General features: G+C 63.3%; 20 protein-coding genes, 1 tRNA gene and 2 pseudogenes. 12 read left to right on the forward strand and 11 right to left on the reverse strand.

The features are described 5' to 3' along the window. Nucleotides 1-81 precede the first annotated feature (81 nt). Together QIY50_05150 and QIY50_05155 are read right to left on the reverse strand one after the other, a co-directional pair. Nucleotides 82-1,461, reverse strand: a complete 1,380-nt coding sequence (locus tag QIY50_05150) for a sensor histidine kinase N-terminal domain-containing protein (protein WGV21628.1) — start codon at nt 1,459-1,461, stop codon at nt 82-84. Then, the gene (locus tag QIY50_05155) at nt 1,454-2,125 is read right to left on the reverse strand and encodes a response regulator (protein ID WGV21629.1); all 672 of its coding nucleotides are present in this window, start codon (nt 2,123-2,125) and stop codon (nt 1,454-1,456) included. The genes QIY50_05150 and QIY50_05155 overlap by 8 nt, the downstream gene beginning before the upstream one ends. A 199-nt stretch (nt 2,126-2,324) precedes the next feature. Between QIY50_05155 and QIY50_05160 the strand changes: the two genes are divergently transcribed. From QIY50_05160 to QIY50_05180, 5 genes are all read left to right on the forward strand, one after another. Then, the gene (locus tag QIY50_05160; protein ID WGV21630.1) at nt 2,325-3,614 is read left to right on the forward strand and encodes an OprD family porin; all 1,290 of its coding nucleotides are present in this window, start codon (nt 2,325-2,327) and stop codon (nt 3,612-3,614) included. Between the two features lie 46 nt (nt 3,615-3,660). Continuing rightward, nucleotides 3,661-4,641: a tripartite tricarboxylate transporter substrate binding protein gene (locus tag QIY50_05165; protein ID WGV21631.1), complete on the forward strand. Its 981-nt coding sequence runs from the start codon at nt 3,661-3,663 to the stop codon at nt 4,639-4,641. 136 nt (nt 4,642-4,777) lie between these two features. Continuing rightward, the gene (locus tag QIY50_05170; protein ID WGV21632.1) at nt 4,778-5,236 is read left to right on the forward strand and encodes a tripartite tricarboxylate transporter TctB family protein; all 459 of its coding nucleotides are present in this window, start codon (nt 4,778-4,780) and stop codon (nt 5,234-5,236) included. Between the two features lie 3 nt (nt 5,237-5,239). Next, complete coding sequence (locus QIY50_05175) at nt 5,240-6,754, forward strand: tripartite tricarboxylate transporter permease (protein ID WGV21633.1); 1,515 nt, start codon at nt 5,240-5,242, stop codon at nt 6,752-6,754. Continuing rightward, the gene (locus QIY50_05180; protein ID WGV21634.1) at nt 6,747-7,778 is read left to right on the forward strand and encodes an AbrB family transcriptional regulator; all 1,032 of its coding nucleotides are present in this window, start codon (nt 6,747-6,749) and stop codon (nt 7,776-7,778) included. Before QIY50_05175 ends, QIY50_05180 begins: the two co-directional genes overlap by 8 nt. Nucleotides 7,779-7,848: 70 nt before the next feature. On the opposite strand, the pseudogene ung reads toward QIY50_05180, so the two are convergent. Next, nucleotides 7,849-8,542 (reverse strand): annotated as a pseudogene (gene ung, locus QIY50_05185) (uracil-DNA glycosylase). 126 nt (nt 8,543-8,668) lie between these two features. Between ung and QIY50_05190 the strand changes: the two are divergent. After that, nucleotides 8,669-9,775 carry an enoyl-CoA hydratase/isomerase family protein gene (locus QIY50_05190; protein WGV21635.1) on the forward strand — a complete coding sequence of 369 codons (1,107 nt, stop codon included), beginning with the start codon at nt 8,669-8,671 and terminating at the stop codon, nt 9,773-9,775. A 35-nt stretch (nt 9,776-9,810) separates the two neighbouring features. Here QIY50_05190 and QIY50_05195 read toward each other — a convergent pair whose 3' ends face one another. Beyond that, nucleotides 9,811-10,260, reverse strand: coding sequence for a hypothetical protein (locus QIY50_05195; protein ID WGV21636.1), 450 nt, complete (start codon nt 10,258-10,260; stop codon nt 9,811-9,813). Nucleotides 10,261-10,403: 143 nt separating this feature from the next. Between QIY50_05195 and QIY50_05200 the strand changes: the two genes are divergently transcribed. From QIY50_05200 to QIY50_05225, 6 genes and pseudogenes are all read left to right on the forward strand, one after another. Next, nucleotides 10,404-10,616, forward strand: coding sequence for a cysteine-rich CWC family protein (locus QIY50_05200; protein WGV21637.1), 213 nt, complete (start codon nt 10,404-10,406; stop codon nt 10,614-10,616). Nucleotides 10,617-10,625: 9 nt separating this feature from the next. Beyond that, nucleotides 10,626-11,319, forward strand: a pseudogene (locus QIY50_05205) (pseudouridine synthase). A gap of 448 nt (nt 11,320-11,767) precedes the next feature. Next, nucleotides 11,768-12,655, forward strand: coding sequence for a (R)-3-hydroxydecanoyl-ACP:CoA transacylase (phaG, locus tag QIY50_05210; GenBank protein ID WGV21638.1), 888 nt, complete (start codon nt 11,768-11,770; stop codon nt 12,653-12,655). Between the two features lie 112 nt (nt 12,656-12,767). Then, nucleotides 12,768-12,841 (forward strand) — tRNA-Gly (locus tag QIY50_05215). Between the two features lie 165 nt (nt 12,842-13,006). After that, complete coding sequence (locus QIY50_05220; protein ID WGV21639.1) at nt 13,007-14,713, forward strand: SulP family inorganic anion transporter; 1,707 nt, start codon at nt 13,007-13,009, stop codon at nt 14,711-14,713. 163 nt (nt 14,714-14,876) lie between these two features. After that, nucleotides 14,877-15,884, forward strand: coding sequence for a DUF4917 family protein (locus QIY50_05225; protein WGV21640.1), 1,008 nt, complete (start codon nt 14,877-14,879; stop codon nt 15,882-15,884). A gap of 165 nt (nt 15,885-16,049) precedes the next feature. On the opposite strand, the gene QIY50_05230 is transcribed toward QIY50_05225, so the two are convergent. From QIY50_05230 to QIY50_05260, 7 genes are read right to left on the reverse strand one after another with little or no spacing between them, the layout of a single operon-like run. After that, nucleotides 16,050-17,093 (reverse strand): tetratricopeptide repeat protein, encoded by a 1,044-nt coding sequence (locus tag QIY50_05230; protein WGV21641.1) that lies wholly within the window; start codon nt 17,091-17,093, stop codon nt 16,050-16,052. Nucleotide 17,094: 1 nt separating this feature from the next. After that, a complete protein-coding gene (locus QIY50_05235) occupies nt 17,095-18,063 on the reverse strand; it encodes a type II secretion system F family protein (protein WGV21642.1) in 969 nt (322 codons plus the stop codon). 27 nt (nt 18,064-18,090) lie between these two features. Further along, entirely contained in the window at nt 18,091-19,077 is a 987-nt protein-coding gene (locus QIY50_05240) for a type II secretion system F family protein (protein ID WGV21643.1), read from the reverse strand. Further along, nucleotides 19,074-20,516: a CpaF family protein gene (locus QIY50_05245; protein WGV21644.1), complete on the reverse strand. Its 1,443-nt coding sequence runs from the start codon at nt 20,514-20,516 to the stop codon at nt 19,074-19,076. Before QIY50_05245 ends, QIY50_05240 begins: the two co-directional genes overlap by 4 nt. Nucleotides 20,517-20,519: 3 nt before the next feature. After that, complete coding sequence (locus QIY50_05250) at nt 20,520-21,737, reverse strand: AAA family ATPase (protein ID WGV21645.1); 1,218 nt, start codon at nt 21,735-21,737, stop codon at nt 20,520-20,522. Beyond that, nucleotides 21,731-22,234, reverse strand: coding sequence for a pilus assembly protein (locus QIY50_05255; GenBank protein WGV21646.1), 504 nt, complete (start codon nt 22,232-22,234; stop codon nt 21,731-21,733). Before QIY50_05255 ends, QIY50_05250 begins: the two co-directional genes overlap by 7 nt. Further along, nucleotides 22,234-22,704 (reverse strand): TadE/TadG family type IV pilus assembly protein, encoded by a 471-nt coding sequence (locus QIY50_05260; GenBank protein WGV21647.1) that lies wholly within the window; start codon nt 22,702-22,704, stop codon nt 22,234-22,236. The genes QIY50_05255 and QIY50_05260 overlap by 1 nt, the downstream gene beginning before the upstream one ends. Nucleotides 22,705-22,711 lie beyond the last annotated feature (7 nt).

Consider the following 22,711-nt stretch of genomic DNA (forward strand, 5'->3'; position numbering starts at 1 on the left):
ACGCCCGCTCCCACAGTGGCAGCGCAAGCCTGAACCTGTGGGAGCGGGCTTGCCCGCGAAAGGGCCCGTACCGGCGCTGCATCAATCTGCGATAAAACTCACCCGCACCCGCAACCCGCCCTTCGCACCGTCATGCAGGCTTACCTGCGCCAGGTGCGCCCGGCAGATCTCGCCAACAATCGCCAAGCCAAGCCCACTGCCCTGCGCACTGCGCCGGTAGAAGCGCTCGAACACCCGTTCACGCTCGGCCTCGGGAATCCCCGGCCCGTCGTCCTCCACCTCGAGCACCGCCGGTGCCAGCACCCGCAAGATCACGTTGCCGCCTTCGGGGGTATGGGCCAGGGCATTGTCCACCAGGTTGCTCAGCAGCTCATTGAGCAACATCGGCTCGCCCTTCAACCACACCGGCGCTTCGGCTTCCAGGGCCAGCGCAACCCCGCGCTTGTGCGCCAGCGGTGCCATGGCCATACCCAGCTCGCGAGCCAGCTGGCTCAGGTCCAGGCGCTGCGCGCCGCCCTCGGCTATCGCCCGTGCGCCGTTCTCGATCCGCGCCAGCGACAGCAGCTGGTTAGCCAGGTGGGTCAGCCGATCGGTGCCCTGGGCCGCGGACTCCAGCGTCTGCCGCCACTCCTGCGGCTCGGCCGAACGCAAGCCCAGCTCGACCCGCGCCTTCAGCGCGGCCAGTGGCGTGCGCAACTCGTGAGCGGCGTCGGCGATGAACTGCGCCTGGCGCTCGAACTGGCCGCGCAAACGCTCGGTGAAATGGTTCAAAGCCCGCACCAGCGGGCCCAGCTCACGCTGCACCTGCACCACCGGCAAGGCCCGCAGGTCGTCCGGCTGGCGCTCTTCAACCGCCGTGCGCAGGCGCTCCAGCGGCCGCAACGCGGCACTCACGGCAAACCACACCATCACCAACGCGCCCAGCGCCAGCATGCCCAGGCGCAGCAGGGTATCGGCCATCAAGCCACGAGCCATGCGCACCCGTGCTTCCTCGGTCTCGGCCACGCGGATTTCCGCCATGCCGTTCATGTTCGGCTCGCTCACCGGCTTCAGCAGGCTGACCACGCGCACGTCCTGGCCCAGGTAGGTGGCGTTGTAGAACCGCGCCAACGCCGGGTAATCGTCGGTACGTGGCGTCTCCGGCGGCGGCGGCGGCAGGTTCTCGTAACCGGATATCAGTCGCTGCTGGATGTCCAGCACCTGGTAGTAGATGCGCCCGGCGCTGTCGTAGGCAAAGGTGTCCAGGGCCACGTAGGGCACGTCCGCACTCAGCGAACCGTCACGCTGCGACAGCCCGGCGGCGATGGTCCGCGCCGACGCCAGCAAAGTGCGATCGTAGGCTGTATCGGCGGCCTCACGACCGTTCCAGTAGGCGCTGAGGCCGCTGGCCAGCATCAGCACCACCAGCAGCAAGGCCAGGTTGCCGAGCAAGCGCCCGCGCAGGCTGCCGTTGTCACGCATCGCGGTGCTCGAGCAGGTAACCCAGGCCGCGGAAGGTGACAATGGCCACTGGCTGGCCATCGAGCTTCTTGCGCAGGCGGTGGATGTAGATTTCGATGGCGTCAGGGCTGGCCTCTTCATCCAGGCCGAACACCTGGGCGGCCAGTTGCTCCTTGCTCATCACCCGGCCCGGCCGGGCGATCAGCGCTTCCAGTACGCTTTGCTCGCGTGAGGTCAGGGTCAGATGGTCACCACCCAGCGTGAAGCGCCGGGTGTCGAGGTCGTACACCAGCGGCCCGCAGCGTTGCTGGCGCTCGCCACCGAGCACACTACGGCGCAACAGGGCCTTGACCCGTGCTTCCAGCTCGGTCAGTTCGAACGGCTTGGCCAGGTAGTCGTCAGCCCCCAGGTTCAGGCCGTGGACCCGGTCCTTGACGTCGCTGCGCGCGGTCAGCATCAGCACCGGCAGGGTCTTGCCACGGCCACGCAGACGCGCCAGCACCTCGAAACCGTCCATGCGCGGCAAGCCGACATCCAGCACGGCCACGGCGTATTCCTCGCTGGCCAGGGCCAGGTCGGCGGCCACGCCGTCATGCAGCACATCCACGGTCAGGCCATGGCTTTTCAAGGCCTGGGCCACGCTTTCGGCCAGTTGCAGGTGGTCTTCGACCAGCAACACACGCATCGGATTCTCCCTGCTCGGGTGGGACGGTGGCGCGGAGTGTACCGCTGTCGGCAGACCTGTGAAGCCCTGTCGACAAACCTTTCACGCTGAAAGGTTAGCGAAAGGTTGGTTGCCTAGCATCGCACCACGGTCGCCCTTCGCGCCGAGAAAAGCACCAGCAAGGTGCAACGAATAAGAACAATAAACGGAGCCAACAGTGATGCTGTCATTGCAGCCGAAGGCGTTCGCGCCTACCCGTTACTTTGCCGCACGCCCCTCCGCCATCGCCAGCGCCGTTGCGCTTGCCGGTGTCGCCCCGATCAGCCAGGCCGCCTTCTTCGAAGACAGCACGGCTACCTTCGAAACCCGCAACATGTACTTCAACCGTGACTTCCGCGACGGCACCAGTGCGCAGCAATCCAAGCGCGACGAGTGGGCCCAGGGCTTCATTCTCAACTTCGAGTCTGGCTACACCGATGGCACCGTGGGCTTCGGCCTGGATGCGCTGGGCATGCTCGGTATCAAGCTCGATTCCAGCCCCGACCGCACCGACACCGGCCTGCTGCCGACCCACGATGACGGCAAGGCTGCCGATGAATACTCCAAGCTAGGCCTGACCGGCAAGGTGAAGATTTCGCAAACCGAACTGAAGATCGGCACGCTGATCCCCGAATTGCCGACCCTGCAGCCAAACGATGGGCGCATCCTGCCGCAAACCTTCGAAGGCGGCCTGCTCACCTCGAAGGAGGTCAAGGGCCTGACCTTCACCGGCGGCCGACTGGACAAGGCCAAGGACCGCAACGACACCAACTGGGAAGACCTGGCCCTGAACAACAAGAACGGCCGCTTCGGAGGCTCGTTCAGCGCTGACAACCTGGACCTCGCCGGCCTCGACTACCAGTTCACCGATCGCATCACCGGCAGCTATCACTTCGCCCAGCTCGACGATATCTACCGCCAGCACTTCATCGGCATGGTCGCTACCCAGCCATGGGGCCCGGGCACCTTCGGCGCCGACCTGCGCCTGGCCGTGAGTGACGACGCCGGCGCCGCCAAGGCCGGCAACATCGACAACACCACGGTCAACGGCATGCTCAGCTACGCCCTGGGCGGGCACAAGGTCAGCGCCGCCTGGCAGCAACTGTCCGGCGACAGCGCGTTCCCGTACGTCGATGGTGCCGACCCGTACCTGGTCAACTTCGTTCAGATCAACGACTTCGCCGGCGCCGACGAGCGCTCCTGGCAGGCGCGCTACGACTACAACTTCGCCGCGCTCGGCGTGCCCGGCCTGACCTTCATGACCCGCTACATCAGCGGCGACAACGTCAGCCGCGCCGCCGGTGGCGAGGGCAAGGAGTGGGAACGCGATACCGAAATGAAGTACGTGGTACAAAGCGGCCCGTTGAAGAACGTCGCCGTGCGTTTGCGTAACGCCACCTTCCGCTCCAACTTCGCCCGCGACGCGGACGAGGTGCGGCTGCTGGTGAGCTACAGCCTGGCCCTTTGGTAAGCCAACAGCAGTAACCCGATAACAACAACACTCACGGAGATCGACGATGACCTTTTCACTGAGCCGCCTCGTCCTCGCAACCGGCTGCCTGCTGTTGGCCGGCAACGCCCTCGCTGCCGAACCGAAACGTCCCGAATGCATCGCCCCGGCATCGCCCGGCGGTGGTTTCGACCTGACCTGCAAGCTGGTGCAGAGCGCCCTGGTGCAGGAAAAGATCCTCAGCAAGCCAATGCGCGTCACCTACATGCCTGGCGGTGTCGGCGCGGTGGCCTACAACGCCGTGGTCGCCCAGCGCCCGGCCGATGCCGGCACCCTGGTGGCCTGGTCCAGTGGCTCGCTGCTGAACCTGGCCCAGGGCAAGTTCGGCCGCTTCGACGAGAATGCGGTGAAATGGCTGGCTGCGGTCGGTACCAGCTACGGCGCCATCGCGGTGAAAAGCGATTCGCCCTACAAGACCCTCGACGACCTGGTCGCGGCGTTGAAGAAAGACCCGAGCAAGGTGGTGATTGGCTCCGGCGGTACCGTCGGCAGCCAGGACTGGATGCAGACCGCCCTGATCGCCAAGGCCGCCGGCATCAACCCGCGTGACCTGCGCTACGTGGCCCTGGAAGGCGGCGGCGAAATCGCCACGGCGTTGCTGGGCGGGCATATCCAGGTCGGCTCGACCGACATCTCCGACTCCATGCCGCACATTCAGAGCGGCAACATGCGCATCCTCGCGGTGTTCTCGGAAAACCGCCTGGACGAGCCCGAGATGAAAGACATCCCCACCGCCAAGGAGCAGGGCTACGACATCGTCTGGCCAGTGGTGCGCGGCTTCTACCTGGGGCCGAAGGTGAGCGACGAAGACTACGCCTGGTGGAAGCAGTCGTTCGACAAGATGCTGGCCTCGGAAGACTTCGCCCAGCTGCGTGACCAGCGCGAGCTGTTCCCGTTCGCCATGACCGGCGAAGAGCTGGACGGCTATGTGAAGAAGCAAGTGGCTGACTACAAGGCACTGGCCAGGGAATTTGGCCTGATCCAGTAAGCCTGTCGGATTCACCACAATCCCTGTGGGAGCGGGCATGCCCGCGAACACCGGCAAAGCCGGTGCCATGTACCGCGGTGTTTGTTTCGCGGGCACGCCCGCTCCCACAAGGTCGGCGTTCAATGAGGACTATCCAATGATCCTGCAACGCATCTTCGCCCTGGCCCTGCTGGCGGTGTGCGCCGCCCTGGCCGTGATGGCCTGGCCTTACCAGGCGGCGTTTTCCTATGAACCGGTGGGCCCGCGCGCCTACCCGCTGTTGATGCTCGGCCTGATGGGCCTGGGCCTGCTGTACCTGGTGTTCCGCCCCACGCCCATCGTGCGCAAGGACGACGAGCCGGAACTGGACCGCGAAACCCTGATCAAGATCGCCGCCTGCGTCGGCCTGCTGATCGTATTCGCCAGCACCTTCGAAGCCCTGGGCTTCATCCTCAGCGCCATCCTGGTCGGCGTGCCCATGGCCCGCCTGTACGGCGGCCGCTGGCTGCACAGCGCCCTCGTGGTGGCGGGCATGAGCCTGTTCCTCTACTGGCTGTTCGACCGCGTGATGGACGTGCCCCTGCCCCTTGGCCTGCTCAGCGTACTGGAGAACTGACACATGGATACCTTGAGCTACCTGGGCCAGGGCTTCGGCGTCGCCCTGTCCCCCTACAACCTGGTCACCGCCCTCACCGGCACGCTGATCGGTACCGTGGTGGGCCTGCTGCCGGGCCTGGGCCCGATCAACGGCGTGGCCCTGCTGATCCCCATTGCCTTCGCCCTTGGCCTGCCGCCGGAATCGGCGCTGATCCTGCTGGCGGCGGTGTACCTGGGTTGCGAGTACGGTGGGCGCATCAGTTCGATCCTGCTGAACATCCCGGGCGAAGCCTCGACCGTCATGACCACCCTCGATGGCTACCCGATGGCGCGCAACGGCCTGGCTGGCGTGGCGCTGTCGTTGTCGGCCTGGAGCTCGTTCATCGGCGCGCTGATCGCTACCTGTGGCATGGTGCTGTTCGCCCCGCTGCTGGCGAAATGGGCGATCGCCTTCGGCCCGGCGGAGTACTTCGTGCTGATGGTATTCGCCATCGTCGCCCTCGGTGGCATGGCCGGCGACAAGCCCCTGAAAACCTTCATTGCCGCACTGATCGGCCTGTTCCTGTCGGCAGTCGGCATCGATGCCAACAGTGGCGTGTACCGTTTCACCGGCGACAGCGTGCACCTGGCCGATGGCATCCAGTTCGTGGTGCTGGTGCTGGGCCTGTTCTCTATCAGCGAAATCCTCCTGCTGCTGGAAAAGACCCACCATGGCCACCAGGCGGTCAAGGCCACCGGGCGCATGCTGTTCAACTTCAAGGAAGCGGCCTCGGTGTTCATGGTCAACATCCGCTGCGGCCTGCTGGGCTTCATCATGGGGGTGCTGCCAGGTGCCGGTGCAACGCTGGCCAGTGCCGTGGCCTACATGACCGAGAAACGCCTGGCAGGTGAAAAGGGCAAGTTCGGCAAGGGCGACGCCCGTGGCCTGGCCGCCCCGGAAACCGCCATCGGTGCCTCCTGCTGTGGCGCCCTGGTGCCGATGCTGACCCTGGGTGTACCCGGTTCGGGCACCACTGCAGTGATGATCGGTGCTCTGACCCTGTACAACATCACCCCCGGCCCACTGTTGTTCGAACAGCAGCCAGACATCGTCTGGGGCCTGATCGCCTCGCTGTTCGTCGCCAACATCATGCTGGTGATCCTCAACATCCCGATGATCCGCATCTTCACCCGCATCCTCGCCGTGCCGAACTGGGCGCTGGTACCGGTTATCGCCATCATCACGGCGATCGGCGTGTACGCCGTGCATGCCACCACCTTCGACCTGTTCCTGATGGTCGGCATCGGCATCATGGGTTATATCCTGCGCAAGCTGGACTTCCCGCTGTCGCCGATCCTGCTCGGTTTCATCCTCGGTGGCTTGATGGAACAGAACCTGCGCCGGGCGCTGTCGATCTCCAACGGCGAACTGGGCATCCTCTGGTCGAGCCCGATCAGCATGTCGGTATGGGTACTGACCCTTTGCATGCTGACCCTGCCGCTGCTGCGCAGCTGGCGCAAACGCAGCCAGCAGCGCCGGGCGATGGCCGATGCCTGATCGCTGGTTGCCGTTGTTTGTCGCGACCGGGCTGGTCGGCCTTGCTGGCGGTTTTGCCGCCAGCAAGGTCGGCTGGCCTTTGCCGTGGATGGTCGGCTCGTTGCTGGCGATCATCCTGGTGCGCTGCCTGACGCCCTGGCAGCTGCCGGAAATTCCCAATGGCCGCAAATGCGGGCAGTGGATCATCGGTATAGGCATCGGCTTGCACTTCACCCCGGCGGTGATCGAACAGGTGGCCAGCCATTTTGCGCTGATCTTCTTCGGCGCGCTTTTCACCACCCTGTCCAGCGTGATCAGCGTATGGCTGCTGCGGCGCACCGGCGAGGACCGTGCCACGGCATTCTTCGCCAGCATGCCGGGCGGCTCGGGGGAAATGGTCAACCTCGGCGCGCGCAATGGCGCGGTGCTCAGCCAGGTGGCGGCGGCGCAGAGCCTGCGCGTACTGGCGGTGGTGCTGTGCGTGCCGGCACTGTTCAAGTTCCTGCTGGGTGACGGGGTACCGCTGAATCACACCGGCAGTGTGAGCTGGGGATGGCTGGCATTGATTGCCCCACTGGGCGTTGCCGTTGCCCTGCTTTGGCAGCGCCTGCGCCAGCCCAACCCATGGTTGTTCGGGCCATTGCTGGTTGCAGCTACGGTGAGCCTGGCGGGCAACCTGCAGATAACCTTGCCCAATGGCGCCAGCCAGATTGGTCAGTGGCTGATCGGCAGTGGCCTGGCCTGCCACTTCAACCGGGCATTCTTCCGCCGCGCTCCCTCGTTCCTTGCGCGCACCCTGGTGGCCACGGCGTTGTGCATGGCGATTGCCGGCAGTGCCGCTTGGGTGCTGAGCGTGATGACTGCGCTGGACTTGCGTTCGCTGACGCTAGGGATGATGCCGGGCGGGATTGCCGAGATGAGTCTGACGGCAGAGACCCTGCAGTTGTCGGTGCCGCTGGTGACGGCACTGCAGGTGATGCGCTTGTTGTTCGTGCTGTTTCTGGCAGAGCCGTTGTTCCGGGTGTGGAATGCGCGTTTCGAGTAATGCCTGATAAACCGTGTCGCCTTCTTCGCGGGCTTGCCCGCGAAAGAAGGCGACGCGGTCTTTCAGGTGATCACAACGGTGGCAACGCCCAGTTGATCGGCGCCAGCCCGCGCTGCTGGAGGAAACTGTTGGCCCGGCTGAAATGCCCGCACCCCAGGAACCCACGATAGGCCGACAACGGCGACGGATGCACCGATTTCAGCACCAGGTGCCTGGTCCCGTCGATCAGCTTCTGCTTGCTTTGCGCATGCGAGCCCCACAGCAGGAACACCACGTTCGGGCACTGCTCGCTGACCACCTGGATGACCCGGTCGGTGAAGAACTCCCAGCCCTTCTTGGCATGCGACGCGGCATTGGCGCGCTCCACGGTCATGGTCGTGTTGAGTAACAGCACGCCCTGCTCGGCCCAGCTCTGCAGGTAGCCATGATTGGCAATCGGGATGTTCAGGTCGCGCTGCAGCTCCTTGTAGATGTTGACCAGCGACGGTGGCGTGGCCACGCCCGGCTGCACCGAGAAGCACAGGCCATGCGCCTGGCCCGGCCCCGTGGTAAGGGTCCTGGCCAAGGATGACCACCTTCACCTGGTCCAGCGGTGTGGAGTTGAGCGCGTTGAAAATCAACGGCCCCGGCGGGTAGATCTCTTTGCCGGCGGCGTACTCGCTGCGCAGGAACTCGCGCAACTGATGCATGTACGGCTGGTCGAATTCGGCGCGCAAGGCGGCCTTCCAGCTGGGTTCGAGTTTGATGCGATCGTCGTCAGTCATGGGGCCTTCCATAAACAATGGCGCGACACTAGGTAAGCCTTTCCCGCTTGTCAAACGATCCGACCGACGACCGGCATGTTCGGCCAGGCAAGCCATACTTGTGCGATGACCTGCACGAGGTAGTCCATGGCCATTCATTGCGAGGTACTCACCGGAGCCGATGGCGCCCGCATCGGCATCGCCACCCTGGATGCACCCAAGGCGCTCAATGCCCTGAATCTGCCAATGATCGAGGTCTTGGGCGAACAGTTGCACGCCTGGGCTCGCGACCCGGGGATCGTCTGTGTACTGCTGCGCGGCAACGGTGCCAAGGCCTTTTGCGCCGGCGGCGATGTGCGTGCGCTGGTGCAAGCCTGCCGCGACCACCCCGGCAGCGTGCCGCCACTGGCCGCCAGCTTCTTCGCCGCCGAATACCGCCTGGACTTTGCCCTGCATACCTATCCCAAGCCGCTGCTGTGCTGGGGCCATGGGCATGTGTTGGGCGGTGGCATGGGCCTGCTGCAGGGCGCCAATGTGCGCATCGTCACCCCCAGCAGTCGGCTGGCCATGCCGGAAATCAGCATCGGCCTGTACCCGGACGTGGGCGCCAGCTGGTTCCTTGCCCGCCTGCCGGGCAAGCTGGGGTTGTTCCTTGGCCTGACGGGCGCGCCGATCAATGCCCACGACGCCCTTCACCTTGGCTTGGCCGACCGCTTCCTGGGCGAACACCAGCAAGAGGCGCTGATCGAAGAACTGCTGCAATTGAACTGGCAGGAACAGACCGCCCTGCAATTGAACAGCCTGCTCAAGGCCGAACAGCACCGAGCCTGCGCCGAGTTGCCCGAAGCCCAGTGGCTGCCGCGACGGCAGGTGATCGATCAGTTGCTGGACGTGGCCGACGCCGCCGCTGCCTGGCGTGCGCTGGAGGGGCTCAAGCAGCATGCCGACCCGCTGCTGGCAGATGCCGGCCAACGGTTGCATGAAGGTTGCCCGCTGACCGCCCACCTGGTGTGGGAACAGATCCGCCGGGCACGGCACCTGTCGTTGGCGCAGGTGTTCCAGATGGAATACACAATGAGCCTGAACTGCTGCCGCCACCCGGAGTTCAGCGAAGGCGTGCGTGCGCGCTTGCTGGACAAGGACAACCAGCCGCACTGGCACTGGCCCGATGTGGCGCAAGTGCCGGCGGCGGTGGTCGAGGCGCATTTTGCCAAGGTCTGGGAGGGGCGACACCCACTGGCGGATCTGGGTTAGCTTCGAGTACCTGGGGCTGCTTTGCAGCCCATCGCCTACCGCTGCCAGTTCCCCCCTTGCCCGTGCCCACGCCGCCCGTCCCCACGCCGGTCACCATCCCCCCGTCCACTGGAATGCCAACGGTCATTCTGGTAACGCTGGCTACCACCTCGATAATCATGACGGTCCCGGTCGCGTCCATAGTCATACCGCTGGCGGTTGCCATAGTCATAACGCGGGTTGCCATGCCACTGCTTCATCCCCGGCTGCGGATAAGACCGGTAATGAGGCGCTGGCGCCGAGCGGTAGTAATAGCGCGGTGCCGGCTGGTAGTAATAGCGCGGTTGCGGCGTTACGTAATAGCGGTCATAGCGGTAATAGTCCGGTGACACATAACGGTCGGAGTAGTAGTGGTCCGATCGGTAATAGCCCCCGCTCTCGTAGTACGGAACGCAGGCGGAAGTCATCAGCCCCAGCAGGGTAATCAACAGGATTCGATAGGACATGGCGGCCTCCTGGACCGCTGGAGTGCCCGAACAGCGGCGCTGGCGAGCGTCGATGCGAAATGCGATCATCGACATCGAATAAGACAGTACCGCCAAGGTGCAGTGCCATTTCCGCAACAATTTGATACAGGTGAGCGGCAGCCATGCCCGACAACCAGCACTGCCCCGCGTGTGGCGCCCTCAACCAGTGCAGCCTGGCCGACCCGCGCCGGGCCACCCAGGCCTGCTGGTGTTACAGCGTGACCATTGACCGTGCCGTGCTCGAGGCCCTGCCCGCCGAGCTGCGCGACAAAGCCTGCCTGTGCCCGCGCTGCGCCGCCGTCGAAGAACAACTTCGTTCCCCCGCTTCCGACTGACCGTTTGTCATGCGCCTCGACCGTTTCCTCGCCAACCTGCCCAGCCACAACCGCCAGCAAGTCCGCCTGATGCTGGCGCAGCGCCGTGTGCGGCTGGATGGCCAGGTGGTCAGCGACCCGCTGACCGAGGTGCGCGAATTCAGCCGCGTGGAGCTGGACGACCAACTGCTGCAGGCAGGCCGCCCGGCGCGCTACCTGATGCTGCACGAAGCCCACTGGCTGCGTCAGTGCCACCCAGGACCCGCAACACCGCACCGTGCTCGACCTGCTGCCCCCCGCGCTGCGTGAGGACCTGCACATTGCCGGGCGGCTGGACTTCAACACCACCGGCCTGATGATCCTGACCAACGATGGCCAATGGTCACGGCGGCTTACCCAGCCCGCGACCAAGCTACCCAAGCACTACCTGGTGGAAACCGAGGACGAGATTGGCGAGCACTATGTGGCCAAGTTCCTCGAGGGCTTCTACTTCGCCTTCGAGGGCCTCACCACCCTGCCGGCCCAGCTGGACATCCTTGGGCCGCGCCAGGCGCGGTTGGCGATCGTCGAAGGCCGCTATCACCAGGTGAAGCGCATGTTCGGCCATTTCGATAACAAGGTGGTGGGGTTGCACCGCGAGAGCATGGGGGCGATCCGGCTGGACCCGGGGTTGGCGCCTGGCGCGTTTCGTGAGCTCACGGCGGATGAAATAGCGACGGTCTAGTTGGACTGTTCGGGCCTCTTCGCGGGCTCGCCCGCTCCCACAGGGATCACATCAACCCTGAGGCCTGTGGTGTACCTGTGGGAGCGGGCAAGCCCGCGAAGAGGCCCGAAAAGACAGCTCAGGCTCGTCATACGACCGCTCAGCGACAAAAGTCACATTTCCTCCCGAACGGCACTTGCGGGATCCCCGCTCCACTGCTTGAATCCAAATCGTCAGTCCGCATGTGACTAACAAGTCACGCTCGCGGTCGAAGACACTTTTTGCCGGCCACCCAGGGCCTTGATGCCTTGGGGCACGGCAAATTGCCCGCCAAAAACAATACCGTCGACGCACGTGCCAAGGATCGACACAGGGCCACCCGGTTTCTCTTCAGGCAAATGCCTACCTGTCATAAAGAACGTGCACCCTAGGTGACGCGAATACCCTTTTTGCGCCAGGAGTCGATGACATGAGGCCAGAAATCGCTGTACTTGATATCCAAGGTCAGTATCGGGTTTACACGGAGTTCTATCGCGCGGATGCGGCCGAAAAAACGATCATCCTGATCAATGGCTCGCTGGCCACCACGGCCTCGTTCGCCCAGACGGTACGTAACCTGCACCCGCAGTTCAACGTAGTGCTGTTCGACCAGCCATATGCCGGCAAGTCCAAGCCGCATAACCGCCAGGAACGACTGATCAGCAAGGAGACCGAGGCGCATATTCTTCTTGAGCTGATCGAGCACTTCCAGGCAGACCACGTGATGTCGTTCTCGTGGGGGGGCGCAAGTACGCTGCTGGCGCTGGCGCACCAGCCGCGGCACGTGAAGAAAGCGGTGGTAAGCTCGTTCTCGCCGGTGATCAACGAACCGATGCGCGACTACCTGAACCGTGGCTGCCAGTACCTGGCCGCCTGCGACCGCTATCAGGTCGGCAACCTGGTCAACGACACCATCGGCAAGCACCTGCCGTCGCTGTTCAAGCGCTTCAACTACCGCCACGTCAGCAGCCTGGACAGCCACGAGTACGCGCAGATGCACTTCCACATCAACGAAGTGCTGCAACATGACCTGGAGCGGGCCCTGAACGGCGCACGCAATATCGACATCCCGGTGCTGTTCATCAACGGCGAACGCGACGAGTACACCACCGTCGAAGATGCCAGGCAGTTCGGCAAGCATGTGGGCAAGAGCCAGTTCAGCGTGATCCGTGACGCGGGCCACTTCCTCGACATGGAAAACAAGGCCGCCTGCGAGAACACCCGCAGCGTCTTGCTCGGTTTCCTCAAGCCGACCGTGCGCGAACCTCGTCAACGCTACCAGCACGTACAACAGGGGCAGCATGCATTGGCCATCTGAGCGCATCGGCGCCCCGTAGGCGATACCCGCAGGCTTATGGGGTGCCGACAAGCTTTTTTATAACTTGGGCTTCTAATTCGTGGAGGGTTCTGGTAAAAAGTGCAGCGCAGATGCGGGTATAGTTTAGTGGCAAAACGAAAGCTTCCCAAGCTTTAGTTGAGGGTTCGATTCCCTCTACCCGCTCCACATCGCATTCCCGCATGGCGTTCCCGCAACGTCATCGCTGTCAAAAGGAGCCCAGGCTCCTTTTTTCGTTTCTCCCCCTTCCCTTTGACCTGCCCCATGGCCATTTGCCTGCCGATCCGCTTCAATGCGTGGATGGACTCGTGAAGCATTTCGAAAGGACGACGCATGTTTCTCTCCCGCTGGCTACCGGGCCTTGCCAACCTGCTGCGCTACCGCCGCGAGTGGTTCCACGCCGACCTGCAGGCCGGCCTGTCGGTGGCAGCCATCCAGATTCCCATTGCCATCGCCTACGCGCAAATCGTCGGCCTGCCGCCGCAATACGGCCTGTACGCCTGTGTGCTGCCGATGATGGTCTATGCCCTGATCGGCAGCTCACGCCAGTTGATGGTCGGCCCCGACGCCGCCACCTGCGCGATGATCGCCGGTGCCGTGGCGCCGCTGGCCATGGGCGAGCCGCACCGGATTGCCGAACTGTCAGTGATCGTCACCCTGCTGGTCGGGGTCATGCTGATTGCCGCCGGTGTGGCCCGGGCCGGGTTCATCGCCAGCTTCTTCTCGCGGCCGATCCTGATTGGCTACCTCAACGGCATCGGCCTGAGCCTGATCGCCGGGCAGTTGTCCAAGGTGGTGGGATTCAGGATCGAGGGCGACGGTTTCATCCTCAGCCTGATCAACTTCTTCCAGCGCCTGGGCGAAATCCATTGGGTAACACTGTTCATCGGCCTCGCCGCACTGGGCCTGCTGATCTGGCTACCACGGCGCTACCCGCGCCTGCCCGCGGCACTGACAGTGGTCGCGCTGTTCATGCTGCTGGTCGGCCTGTTCGGCCTCGACCGCTTTGGCGTCGCCATCCTCGGCCCGGTACCCGCCGGTATCCCGCAGTTGGCCTGGCCACACAGTAACCTGGCAGAAATGAAAAGCCTGCTGCGCGACGCCCTGGGTATCGCCACCGTCAGCTTCTGCAGCGCCATGCTCACCGCACGCAGCTTTGCCGCCCGGCACGGCTACGCGATCAACGCCAACCACGAATTCGTCGCCCTGGGCGTAAGCAATCTGGCAGCCGGGGTTTCCCAGGGCTTTGCCATCAGCGGTGCAGACTCGCGCACTGCGGTCAACGACATGGTCGGTGGCAAGAGCCAACTGGTGGGCATCATCGCAGCACTGGTCATCGCCCTGATCCTGCTGTTCTTCACCGCGCCGATGGCGTGGATCCCGCAGGCCGCGCTGGGTGCCGTGCTGCTGATGGCAGGCTGGGGGCTGATCGACATCAAGTCGCTGAAGCATATCCGCCGCCTGAGCCGCTTCGAGTTCTGGCTGTGCCTGCTGACCACGGTCGGTGTGCTGAGCCTGGGCGTGCTGCCCGGCATCGTGTTTGCCGTGACCCTGGCGATCCTGCGCCTGCTGTACAGCATCTATCAGCCCACCGACGCGGTGCTGGGCTGGCTGCCGGGTACCGAAGGCCAGGTGGACATCCGCAAACACAAGGATGCCCGTACCGTGCCCGGGCTGGTGGTGTACCGCTTCGACGACGCGATCCTGTTCTTCAACGCCGACTATTTCAAGATGCGCCTGCTCGAAGCGGTGCAGAGCCACGACCAGCCCAAGGCCGTGCTGTTCGATGCCGAAGCGGTAACCAGCATCGACGTCAGCGGCATCGCCGCCCTGCGCGAAGTGCGCGACACCTTGGCGGCCCAGGGTATCCTGTTCGCCATAGCCCGCGCCCGCGGCACCTTTCTGCGCATGCTGGTGCGCTCGGGGATGGCCCGGGAGATGGAAGACAAACTGCTGTTCGGCTCGGTGCGGGCGGGCATCCGTGCGTATCGGGTGTGGCGTAACAGGAGCCGCAGTGTGGAGGTGGCTGAGCAAAGTTGAAAGATGCATGGTTGCCACTGGCCCTATCGCCGGCAAGCCAGCTCCCATAGGTATTGCGCTGCCGTCAGTGCCGCCGCAAGGCCGTTGGCTGAATACAACCCTCGCACACCTTGCATGACATGCTAAAGTCGCCCCGTTTTCGCTCCACCCAACGGACCCCAGCATGCCCGCACTCGACGCCACCCTCATCCCCTGGCCAGAACTCGCCGCCCTGCACCCTTGCGATGCACTGCTGTTGGGCAACGGCGCCAGCCGCGCGCTGTGGAAGCCGTTCGGCTACTTCTCGCTGTTCGAGGAAGCGCAACGCGCCGGTCGCAAGAAAGGCCTGGCTGTCAGCGACCAGGCACTGTTCAAGTCACTGGGCACCGAACTGTTCGAGCCGGTGCTCAGCGCCCTCAACACCACCGTACGCACCAACGCCGCGCTGGCCATCAACTCCACCGCGCCGCTGAACCGCTACTACTCGATCAAGGAAGCGCTGATTCACGCCGTCCGCACGGTGCACCTGCCGTGGCCACTCATGCCGGCGGCCACCCTGGCAACCCTCAACCAGGCCCTGCGCGGCTACCGCAGCGTCTACACCAGCAACTACGACCTGCTGCTACCGTGGGCTGTGCAACACGCCCCGCACGGCTTCACCAAACTGTTCGACGAGCAAGGCTTCTTCGACGTGCGCCGCACCCGCGGCGAAGGCACCCGCGTGCTGCACCTGCATGGCGGCCTGCACCTGCTCAAGCTACCCGACGGCACCACCCGCCACCGCAGCGCCGACAGCGCCGAATTGCTCGATGGTTTTGCCGTGAACATTCCGGGCGAAGTGCCGTTGTTCGTCAACGAAGATCGCAGCGACGAGAAACTGCGCGCCATCCGCAACTCGGATTACCTTGGCTGGTGCCTGGGGCAGCTGGCGCAGGAAAGCCAGGGGCTATGCCTGTTCGGGCAGCATCTGGACAGCAGTGACCAGCACCTGCTCGAAGCCATCCGACAGGCCCGGCCGAAGCATCTGTCTATTGCCATTAGGCCGTTGAGCGGGGCATCGGTGATCAACCAGAAGCAGCATTTTATGAATAGGTTCGGGGATATGTCAGGGACGGAGCTGCATTTCTTTGATGCCAGTACGCATCCGTTGGGGCAAGCAGCGTTGGTTATTGAAGCGCCAGCTCGCACCTGACCGAATAACGCGGCCAGTTGCAGGAGCGGCCTTGTGTCGCGAAAGGGCTGCGAAGCAGCCCCCGGATTCCAGCGCAGATGCCCAAATTGCTGGGGCTGCTTCGCAGCCCTTTCGCGACACAAGGCCGCTCCTACAAGAGCCAGCCCGTTGAACCAACCGTATGCATCAAGGCGCCGATGCGGTTGTCACCTGCACGGCCGGGCCAACTGCAACCGGCTCAGGCATCGCTACATCGCCACCCAGCTGGCGAATTTGCCGAATCTGCTGGACCCTGTTCAGGTTTTCCCAGGCGACGGGGTAGTGCCCCGGCGACAACTCTATCGCGCTGCGGAAAAACTGCTCGGCCACATCCAGCTTGCCTTCCACCAGGCAGACATAGCCAACGTCATTGCTGGCCTCGGCACGCTTTTCGACCTGTTCGAAAGCAGACACTGCCTCCTCATAGCGCCCCATGCGCGCCAGCAGCAACCCGTAGTTGCGCCAAAGCGGTTTGTAGGTCCCGTCGTAGCTCACACCACGTTTGTAGCGGAGCTCGGCATCGGCCCATTGCCCGGCCATGTAGTAGGAGTACCCCAGACTGTTCTGCACCAACGCCGACCGTGGATCGATGAGCTCGGCCAGGCGGTAGTACGTCTGCGCTTCGGTGAAGTTGTCGGCCAGATCCGCAAGCACCCCCAGCCCGTTGTATGCCTTGAGCGGTGACTTGCTGTCGACCCTGAGCGCAGCCGCCCCGGCCTGGGCGTTGGCCGGGTCCTTGGTGAAGCGCTTCTGATCCACGGCTACTGCCTTCAACAGCATCGCCTTGGCCTGCTCGTGTTTGCGCATGGACAGGTTCAGCAGGCCCATTTCGGTCAGGGCATCGGGGTTTTCCGGCGCCTTGCCCAGTACCTCGGTGAAGGCCATCTCGGCCAGCTGGTTATTGCCGCGCTCACGATGGATACGGCCAACCCAGACCAGGGCCTCATAACGTTCAGGCGCCAGTTCAAGCACGCGCAAGTACTGGTACAGCGCCTGGTCCAGGTCGCCGGCCTGGTAAGCCATCGCCGCCATCTGCATCGCCTGGTCGGGCGAGTTGCTCTGCGACTGCACCTGGTAGAGCACCGAATTGCCAGCGGAATAGACTGACCGTACACCGTTCAAGTCTGGCCCAGTGCTCTGGCAACCCGAAAGCACGGCTATCATGGTCAACAGCAAGCTGATCCTGTTCATGTCATAGCTTCCCGAACGTTCTAAGTGCCCCGATGATCACCGGGCCGATGGCGACCAGAAAAAAGCTTGGCCACAGACAGAAAATTAGCGGAAAAACCAGCTTTGTTCCGATCTTCGCGCCCATTTCCTCGGCGGCCTGCATGCGCCGGTCACGAAACTCCTCGGCATAGATGCGCAGGGTAGCCCCTACGCTGGTGCCGAAACGGATGCTCTGGGCCAGCAGGCTGACCAAGCCCTGGATGTCTTCCAGGCCGGTGCGAGAGGCCAGTTGCCGCAGCGCTTCGGTACTGGAAATGCCAGCGCGGATCTGCGCATTGACCAACGCCAGTTCCTCGGCCAGTTCGGCCTGGCTGACCGCCATTTCTTCGGCCACCCGCTCTATCGCCTGGGGCAACGCCAGGCCCGACTCCACGCAAACCACCATCAAGTCCAGGGCGTCAGGAAAGGCCGCACGCAACCGACCCTGTCGAGCCTTCTTGCGCTTGTCGACATACACCGCCGGCAGCAACCATCCAACGGCCGCTCCCGTCAGCACCACGGCGATGATCGTGAGTGACGAAAGATTGGGGACCAGTGGAAGTGTAAACAGCGAGATACCCATCAGCATCAACGGCAGCAGCAAGCGCACGGCCCAGTAAACCTGTACCGCTGACGCCGAGCCATAACCCGCGTGGGTCAACAGGGTTCGGGTGGCTGACGCCTCCCCCTGCGCAGAAGGGCCAAGGCGCTGACCGACCCGTTCCAGTAAAAGCTGCAGGTTTCCTGGCGCTTCCCGCCCGACCGCAACGCTGGAATGATCACGCTTTATCAATGCGAGGCGACGTCGCAAAGGGCTCTGCAACCCCTGCACCAGTAACGCCACGGTGATCACCGCAATGACCGTGCTCATTCCGATCGCACCGACGATCAACAAGCGTGCAAGTGCCTCATTGTCCGTCACCCGACTCAGCAAACCGAGCAAGTAATCCATGACCAACGTCCCCCCTGAGAGCCCCGCTCAAACCTGGATACGGATGATTTTGCGGATCCAGAAAATCCCGACCAACATGGCGCCAAAAGCCGCCAGGATCAGCTTCTGTCCGAAAGGATCGTTGATCAGCGTTGGCATGTATGTGGGGCTTGTGAACATGATCCCCGCCGCCAGCACAAAGGGGACGGCCACTAACACCCAGGCCGACATTCGCCCTTCGGCCGACATTGTCCTGACCTTGCGCTGAAAGCGAAAACGCCCGCGGATCAGGCTGCTGAGGCGCTCCAGTACTTCGGTCAGGTTGCCGCCGGTCTCGCGATGAATGAGGATCGAAGTCACCATCATCATTACGGTCATGCTCGGCATCCTCTCCAGCAGGCCAAGCATGGCCCGGCGCACATCGTTACCGTAGTTGATGTCGGCGAAGGTCAGGCCGAATTCATGCGCTACCGGTCCCTTGTGCTCTTCGGCCACCAGGCGCAGGGTTTCATTGAAGGGATGCCCGGCGCGCAATGCCCGGCACATGGCTTCCAGCGCGTCCGGCAAACCCTCCTCGAATCTGGCGAAACGCTTGCCACGGTCTTTGATGATTTTCAGCAGCGGCAGCCAGAACGCTACGAACGCTGCCGCCAGCGCCAACCACCAGTATGGCAAGAACACCCAAGCCAGCATCCCGGCAGCCGCTGCCAGCACGAGCCCCGTCAACAATACCCGATAGGCGCGATAGTCATGCCCGGCCTGTTCGATCAACTGCGTCAGCGTCGCCATGAAGGGCAATTGCTCGAGTCGCGCCTCCAGCGGCGACAAACGTGTCAGGTACTTCTGCCGCAACACGGTCTGCATGTTCGGCAGATGGCTCGCCCGCTCCAGAATCACCAGCCGGCTGCGGATACGTTTGCGGACCTTGCCCGCTTCGCCGAACACTGGCACCACCAACCCTTGGCTGAGGAGAAACACGGCAACGAACACCATGCCAAGAAATATCAGGATGAATTCAACAGGTATCTGGCTCATGGTTGACGAGCCTCCATCCATTCCGGCCTGAACATCGTCAGCGGCAGCTCGATCCCGCGCTTTGCCAAGGCATCGCGAAAGGCCGGGACCATGCCACTGGGGCGGAAGTCACCCAGCACCTGGCCCTGCTCATTCACACCATTGCGGACAAACGAGAAGATCTCGGTCATGGTGATGATTTCGCCCTCCATGCCATTGACCTCCTGCACGCTTACCAACCGCCGCTTGCCGTCTTCCTGCCGCTCCAGCTGAATCACCACATCGATGGCCGAAGCGATCTGCTGCCGCATGGCCTTGATCGGGAATGTAGCGCCAGACATCAACACCATGTTTTCGACCCGGCCCAACGCATCGCGCGCAGTATTGGCATGGATCGTGGTCAGCGAACCATCGTGGCCGGTATTCATTGCCGTCAGCATGTCCAGGGCCTCGGCGCCACGCACCTCACCAATCACGATACGGTCGGGGCGCATCCGCAGGCTGTTGCGTACCAGCTCACGCTGGCCCACCTCACCGCGCCCCTCGATGTTCGCCGGCCGTGTTTCCAGGCGCACAACATGGGGCTGCTGCAGTTGCAGCTCGGCCGAGTCCTCGATGGTGACGATGCGCTCGTTATGGGGAATGAAGCTGGAAAGCACATTGAGCATGGTGGTCTTGCCGCAGCCGGTGCCGCCGGAGATCAGCACGTTCAGTCGGCCCCGTACGATCGCCTTGAGCAGCAGCGCAATGGCCGGCGTCAGGGCGCCCGCCTGGATCAGGCTGTCGGTATTGAGCAGGTCCACGGCAAAGCGGCGAATCGAGACACTTGGCCCATCGATGGCCAGCGGCGGGATGATCGCATTGACACGTGAGCCATCCTTGAGCCGGGCATCGACCAACGGCGAAGACTCGTCGATACGCCGGCCGAGACTGGAGACGATGCGATCGATGATGTTGAGCAAGTGCTGATCATCGCGAAAACGCACATCGGTGCGTTGCAACTTGCCGAAGCGCTCGACGTACACCGAGTCATGGCCGTTGACCAGGATATCGGACACCGTGTGATCGGCCAGCAGTGGCTCCAGCGGGCCAAGGCCAAGCACCTCGTCGGTGATCTGCTTGATGATCAACTGGCGGCTGGCAGAACTCACCGGCGCCGAATGCTCATCGAGCAGACGCTGGCAGATATCGCGAATCTGCCGCACGGCCTCGGCTTGCTCGAGCGAGTCGAGCAGGGACAGGTCCATGACCTTGAGCAGTTGCTGATAGGTTTTCTCTCGCCACTCGGCTTCCACCGAGGTGACCTGGCTTTTCGTTTCAAACAGAACATCGGGCGCTGGTTGTTCCCACGCCATCAGCGCCTCTGCCGGATCCTTCGCCCCGCCACCCTGCTTCGACGGCGTCGACGGCTCGGGGATGGCTGCCTGGTTGCGCAAACGGTTACGGAAATCGCTAAGCATGGTTCACCCCCGAAAAACACGCTTGAAGGCGCGCTTGAACAAGCCACTACCCGTGTCCACCTGCGCACCGGCCAACTCGTCGGCCAGGCCACGCAGTGCCTGGGCAATCGCCGAGCGAGGTGCTTGCAGGCCCAAGGGCACACCCGTGTTCTGGCTTTGGTTGATAACGCTGAAGTCATTGGGCAGCTTCACGATATTGGTGCAGCGCAATGCCTCGCCAATGTCCTTGAGGCTGACCGGCGCCGCCTTGTCGTAGCGGTTGACCACTACCTCCAGCTGATTGCCGCGTACGCCCAGGTCATCGCGCAGAATGCGCGCCAGGGAACTGGCGTCGCGCAGGTGGTTGACGCTCTGCTGTATCACCACATACACCCGGTCGGCCTGCTCCAGCACCGAGGCGGTGATGTGATCGATCTGCCGCGGCAAGTCCGCCACCACCCAGTCATAGTTGGCCCGCGCCAGCTGCAGCAGCGCATCGAGCTGTTCGGCCTGAACATCCTGCGGCAGGCACAGCTCATTGGCCCGGCTGCCAAGCACATGCAAGGACGGGCTGAAATGGCTGCAAAACCCGCGCAGTGCAACACCATCCATTTCTTTTACCTGCTGCAACACCTCCAGCTGGCTGTGCGACTGCGCCACGTCCAGATGATGCGACACGCTGCCAAACTGCAGGTCCAGGTCCAGCAACAGGGTGTTGCCCTTGAGGCTGAGCTGATGCGCCAGGTTACAGGCCAGTACCGTGCCGCCGGAGCCGCCCTTGGCATTCATCACCGCGACCAGTTTCCCTGTTGCCGTGCTGATGGTCTGGGTTTCCATGACCATACGGTTCAAGGCTGAGATGAGCTCCGTGGCAACGATGGGCTCCGGCAGAAAATCGCGCGCACCGGCCTGCATCGCCAGGCGCATGCCTTCCCGATCGTCCAAAAGGCCACACAGCAACAGCGGCGGGCGCTCGTGGGCCGGGCGTTGCAACAGGGCTGCCAGTTCCTCGCGCCACAGCTGGCCGACGCGCAGCAGCAGAAAATCGGGCATCCGGTCCAGCCCGTACAGAGGGTCGCAATGCCCATTGCTCACCTGACGAACATTCACCTCCAGACCGGCGATGCGCTGACAGATTTCCTGCAACTGACGCAAGGCCAGCGCGTCTGAACTGCTGATCAACAGACGCATCCCGGGCTTGATGGAGGTAGCGGATACGGAACTCTCCCTAAGATTCAGCATGGCGTGATCTCCGGTACGACATCCGCCTCGGTATGACGCCCGAGGCTCTCGCGGGGTAAGGTCGCCTTGAATACTGGCAGGGTAATGGGTACCCCAAAACCTGGAATAAACAGGCTGAATTGAAAGTTCTGCAGCGTCAGCTGCACATAGCGGACAGCAGCAAACCCGGTAGCGCTCACCAGGTCACCGGGGTTGGCGACCTGTGCACCGTTCTTGTCCAGGTAGCGCAGGGTCAGGTCCGAGGTGTCCAGGTCGGCCAGCAGGCCGCTGGCTCCACTGTCGCCTGCAGTGTTGAATATCGCCCGACGCAGCACCACCGGATCACTGATATTGCACACCGCGGCCAAACGTGCACCACGCCGAACGGACTCATTCAGCACGTTCACGGTGTAATACAAGCGGCCTATTTCAAGCACCCCGAACAGCAGCGTGAACATCAACGCACTGACGATGGCGAACTCCACCACGTACACGCCCTGCATGTCTTTGCGCTTCATCACAGTGCCCTCATCACGGTGGTGGCAACCAACGGGAAATTCAGCGCCGCGCCGTTGCCGAAAAATGCCGGAATGCCGTTGGCGATCAGCGGGGAAAAAACCGTGCTGATGGTCACCTGCACATGGTCGTTGGTACCCGCAACCTTGGCCACCTGCACGGTAGTGTTGGCCGGCATCCCGGTCAGGCTACAGGGCGGCGTAGAAGGCGCGCCGTACACCGCCACGTACTTGGTCATGCAGTCGAGGTCGGCGCTCACCTCGACCTTGCCCAGGGTCGAGTTCCAGGCCTGGCTGGCGACAAAGCGTGCGGCATCCCGGCTGCCCTGCAGCAAGCTGTTGTACTGGTAGAGCATGCGGCCAAACTCGCCGAAAGCCAGCAAGGTAAGCAGCAGCAGCGGCAGGGTGATGGTGAACTCGACGATTGCCACCCCTTGCTGGCGCTGCGCACGCGTGAGCCTGTGAAGTTTCATGACACGC

Source organism: Pseudomonas putida (assembly GCA_029953615.1).
Lineage (GTDB): Bacteria > Pseudomonadota > Gammaproteobacteria > Pseudomonadales > Pseudomonadaceae > Aquipseudomonas.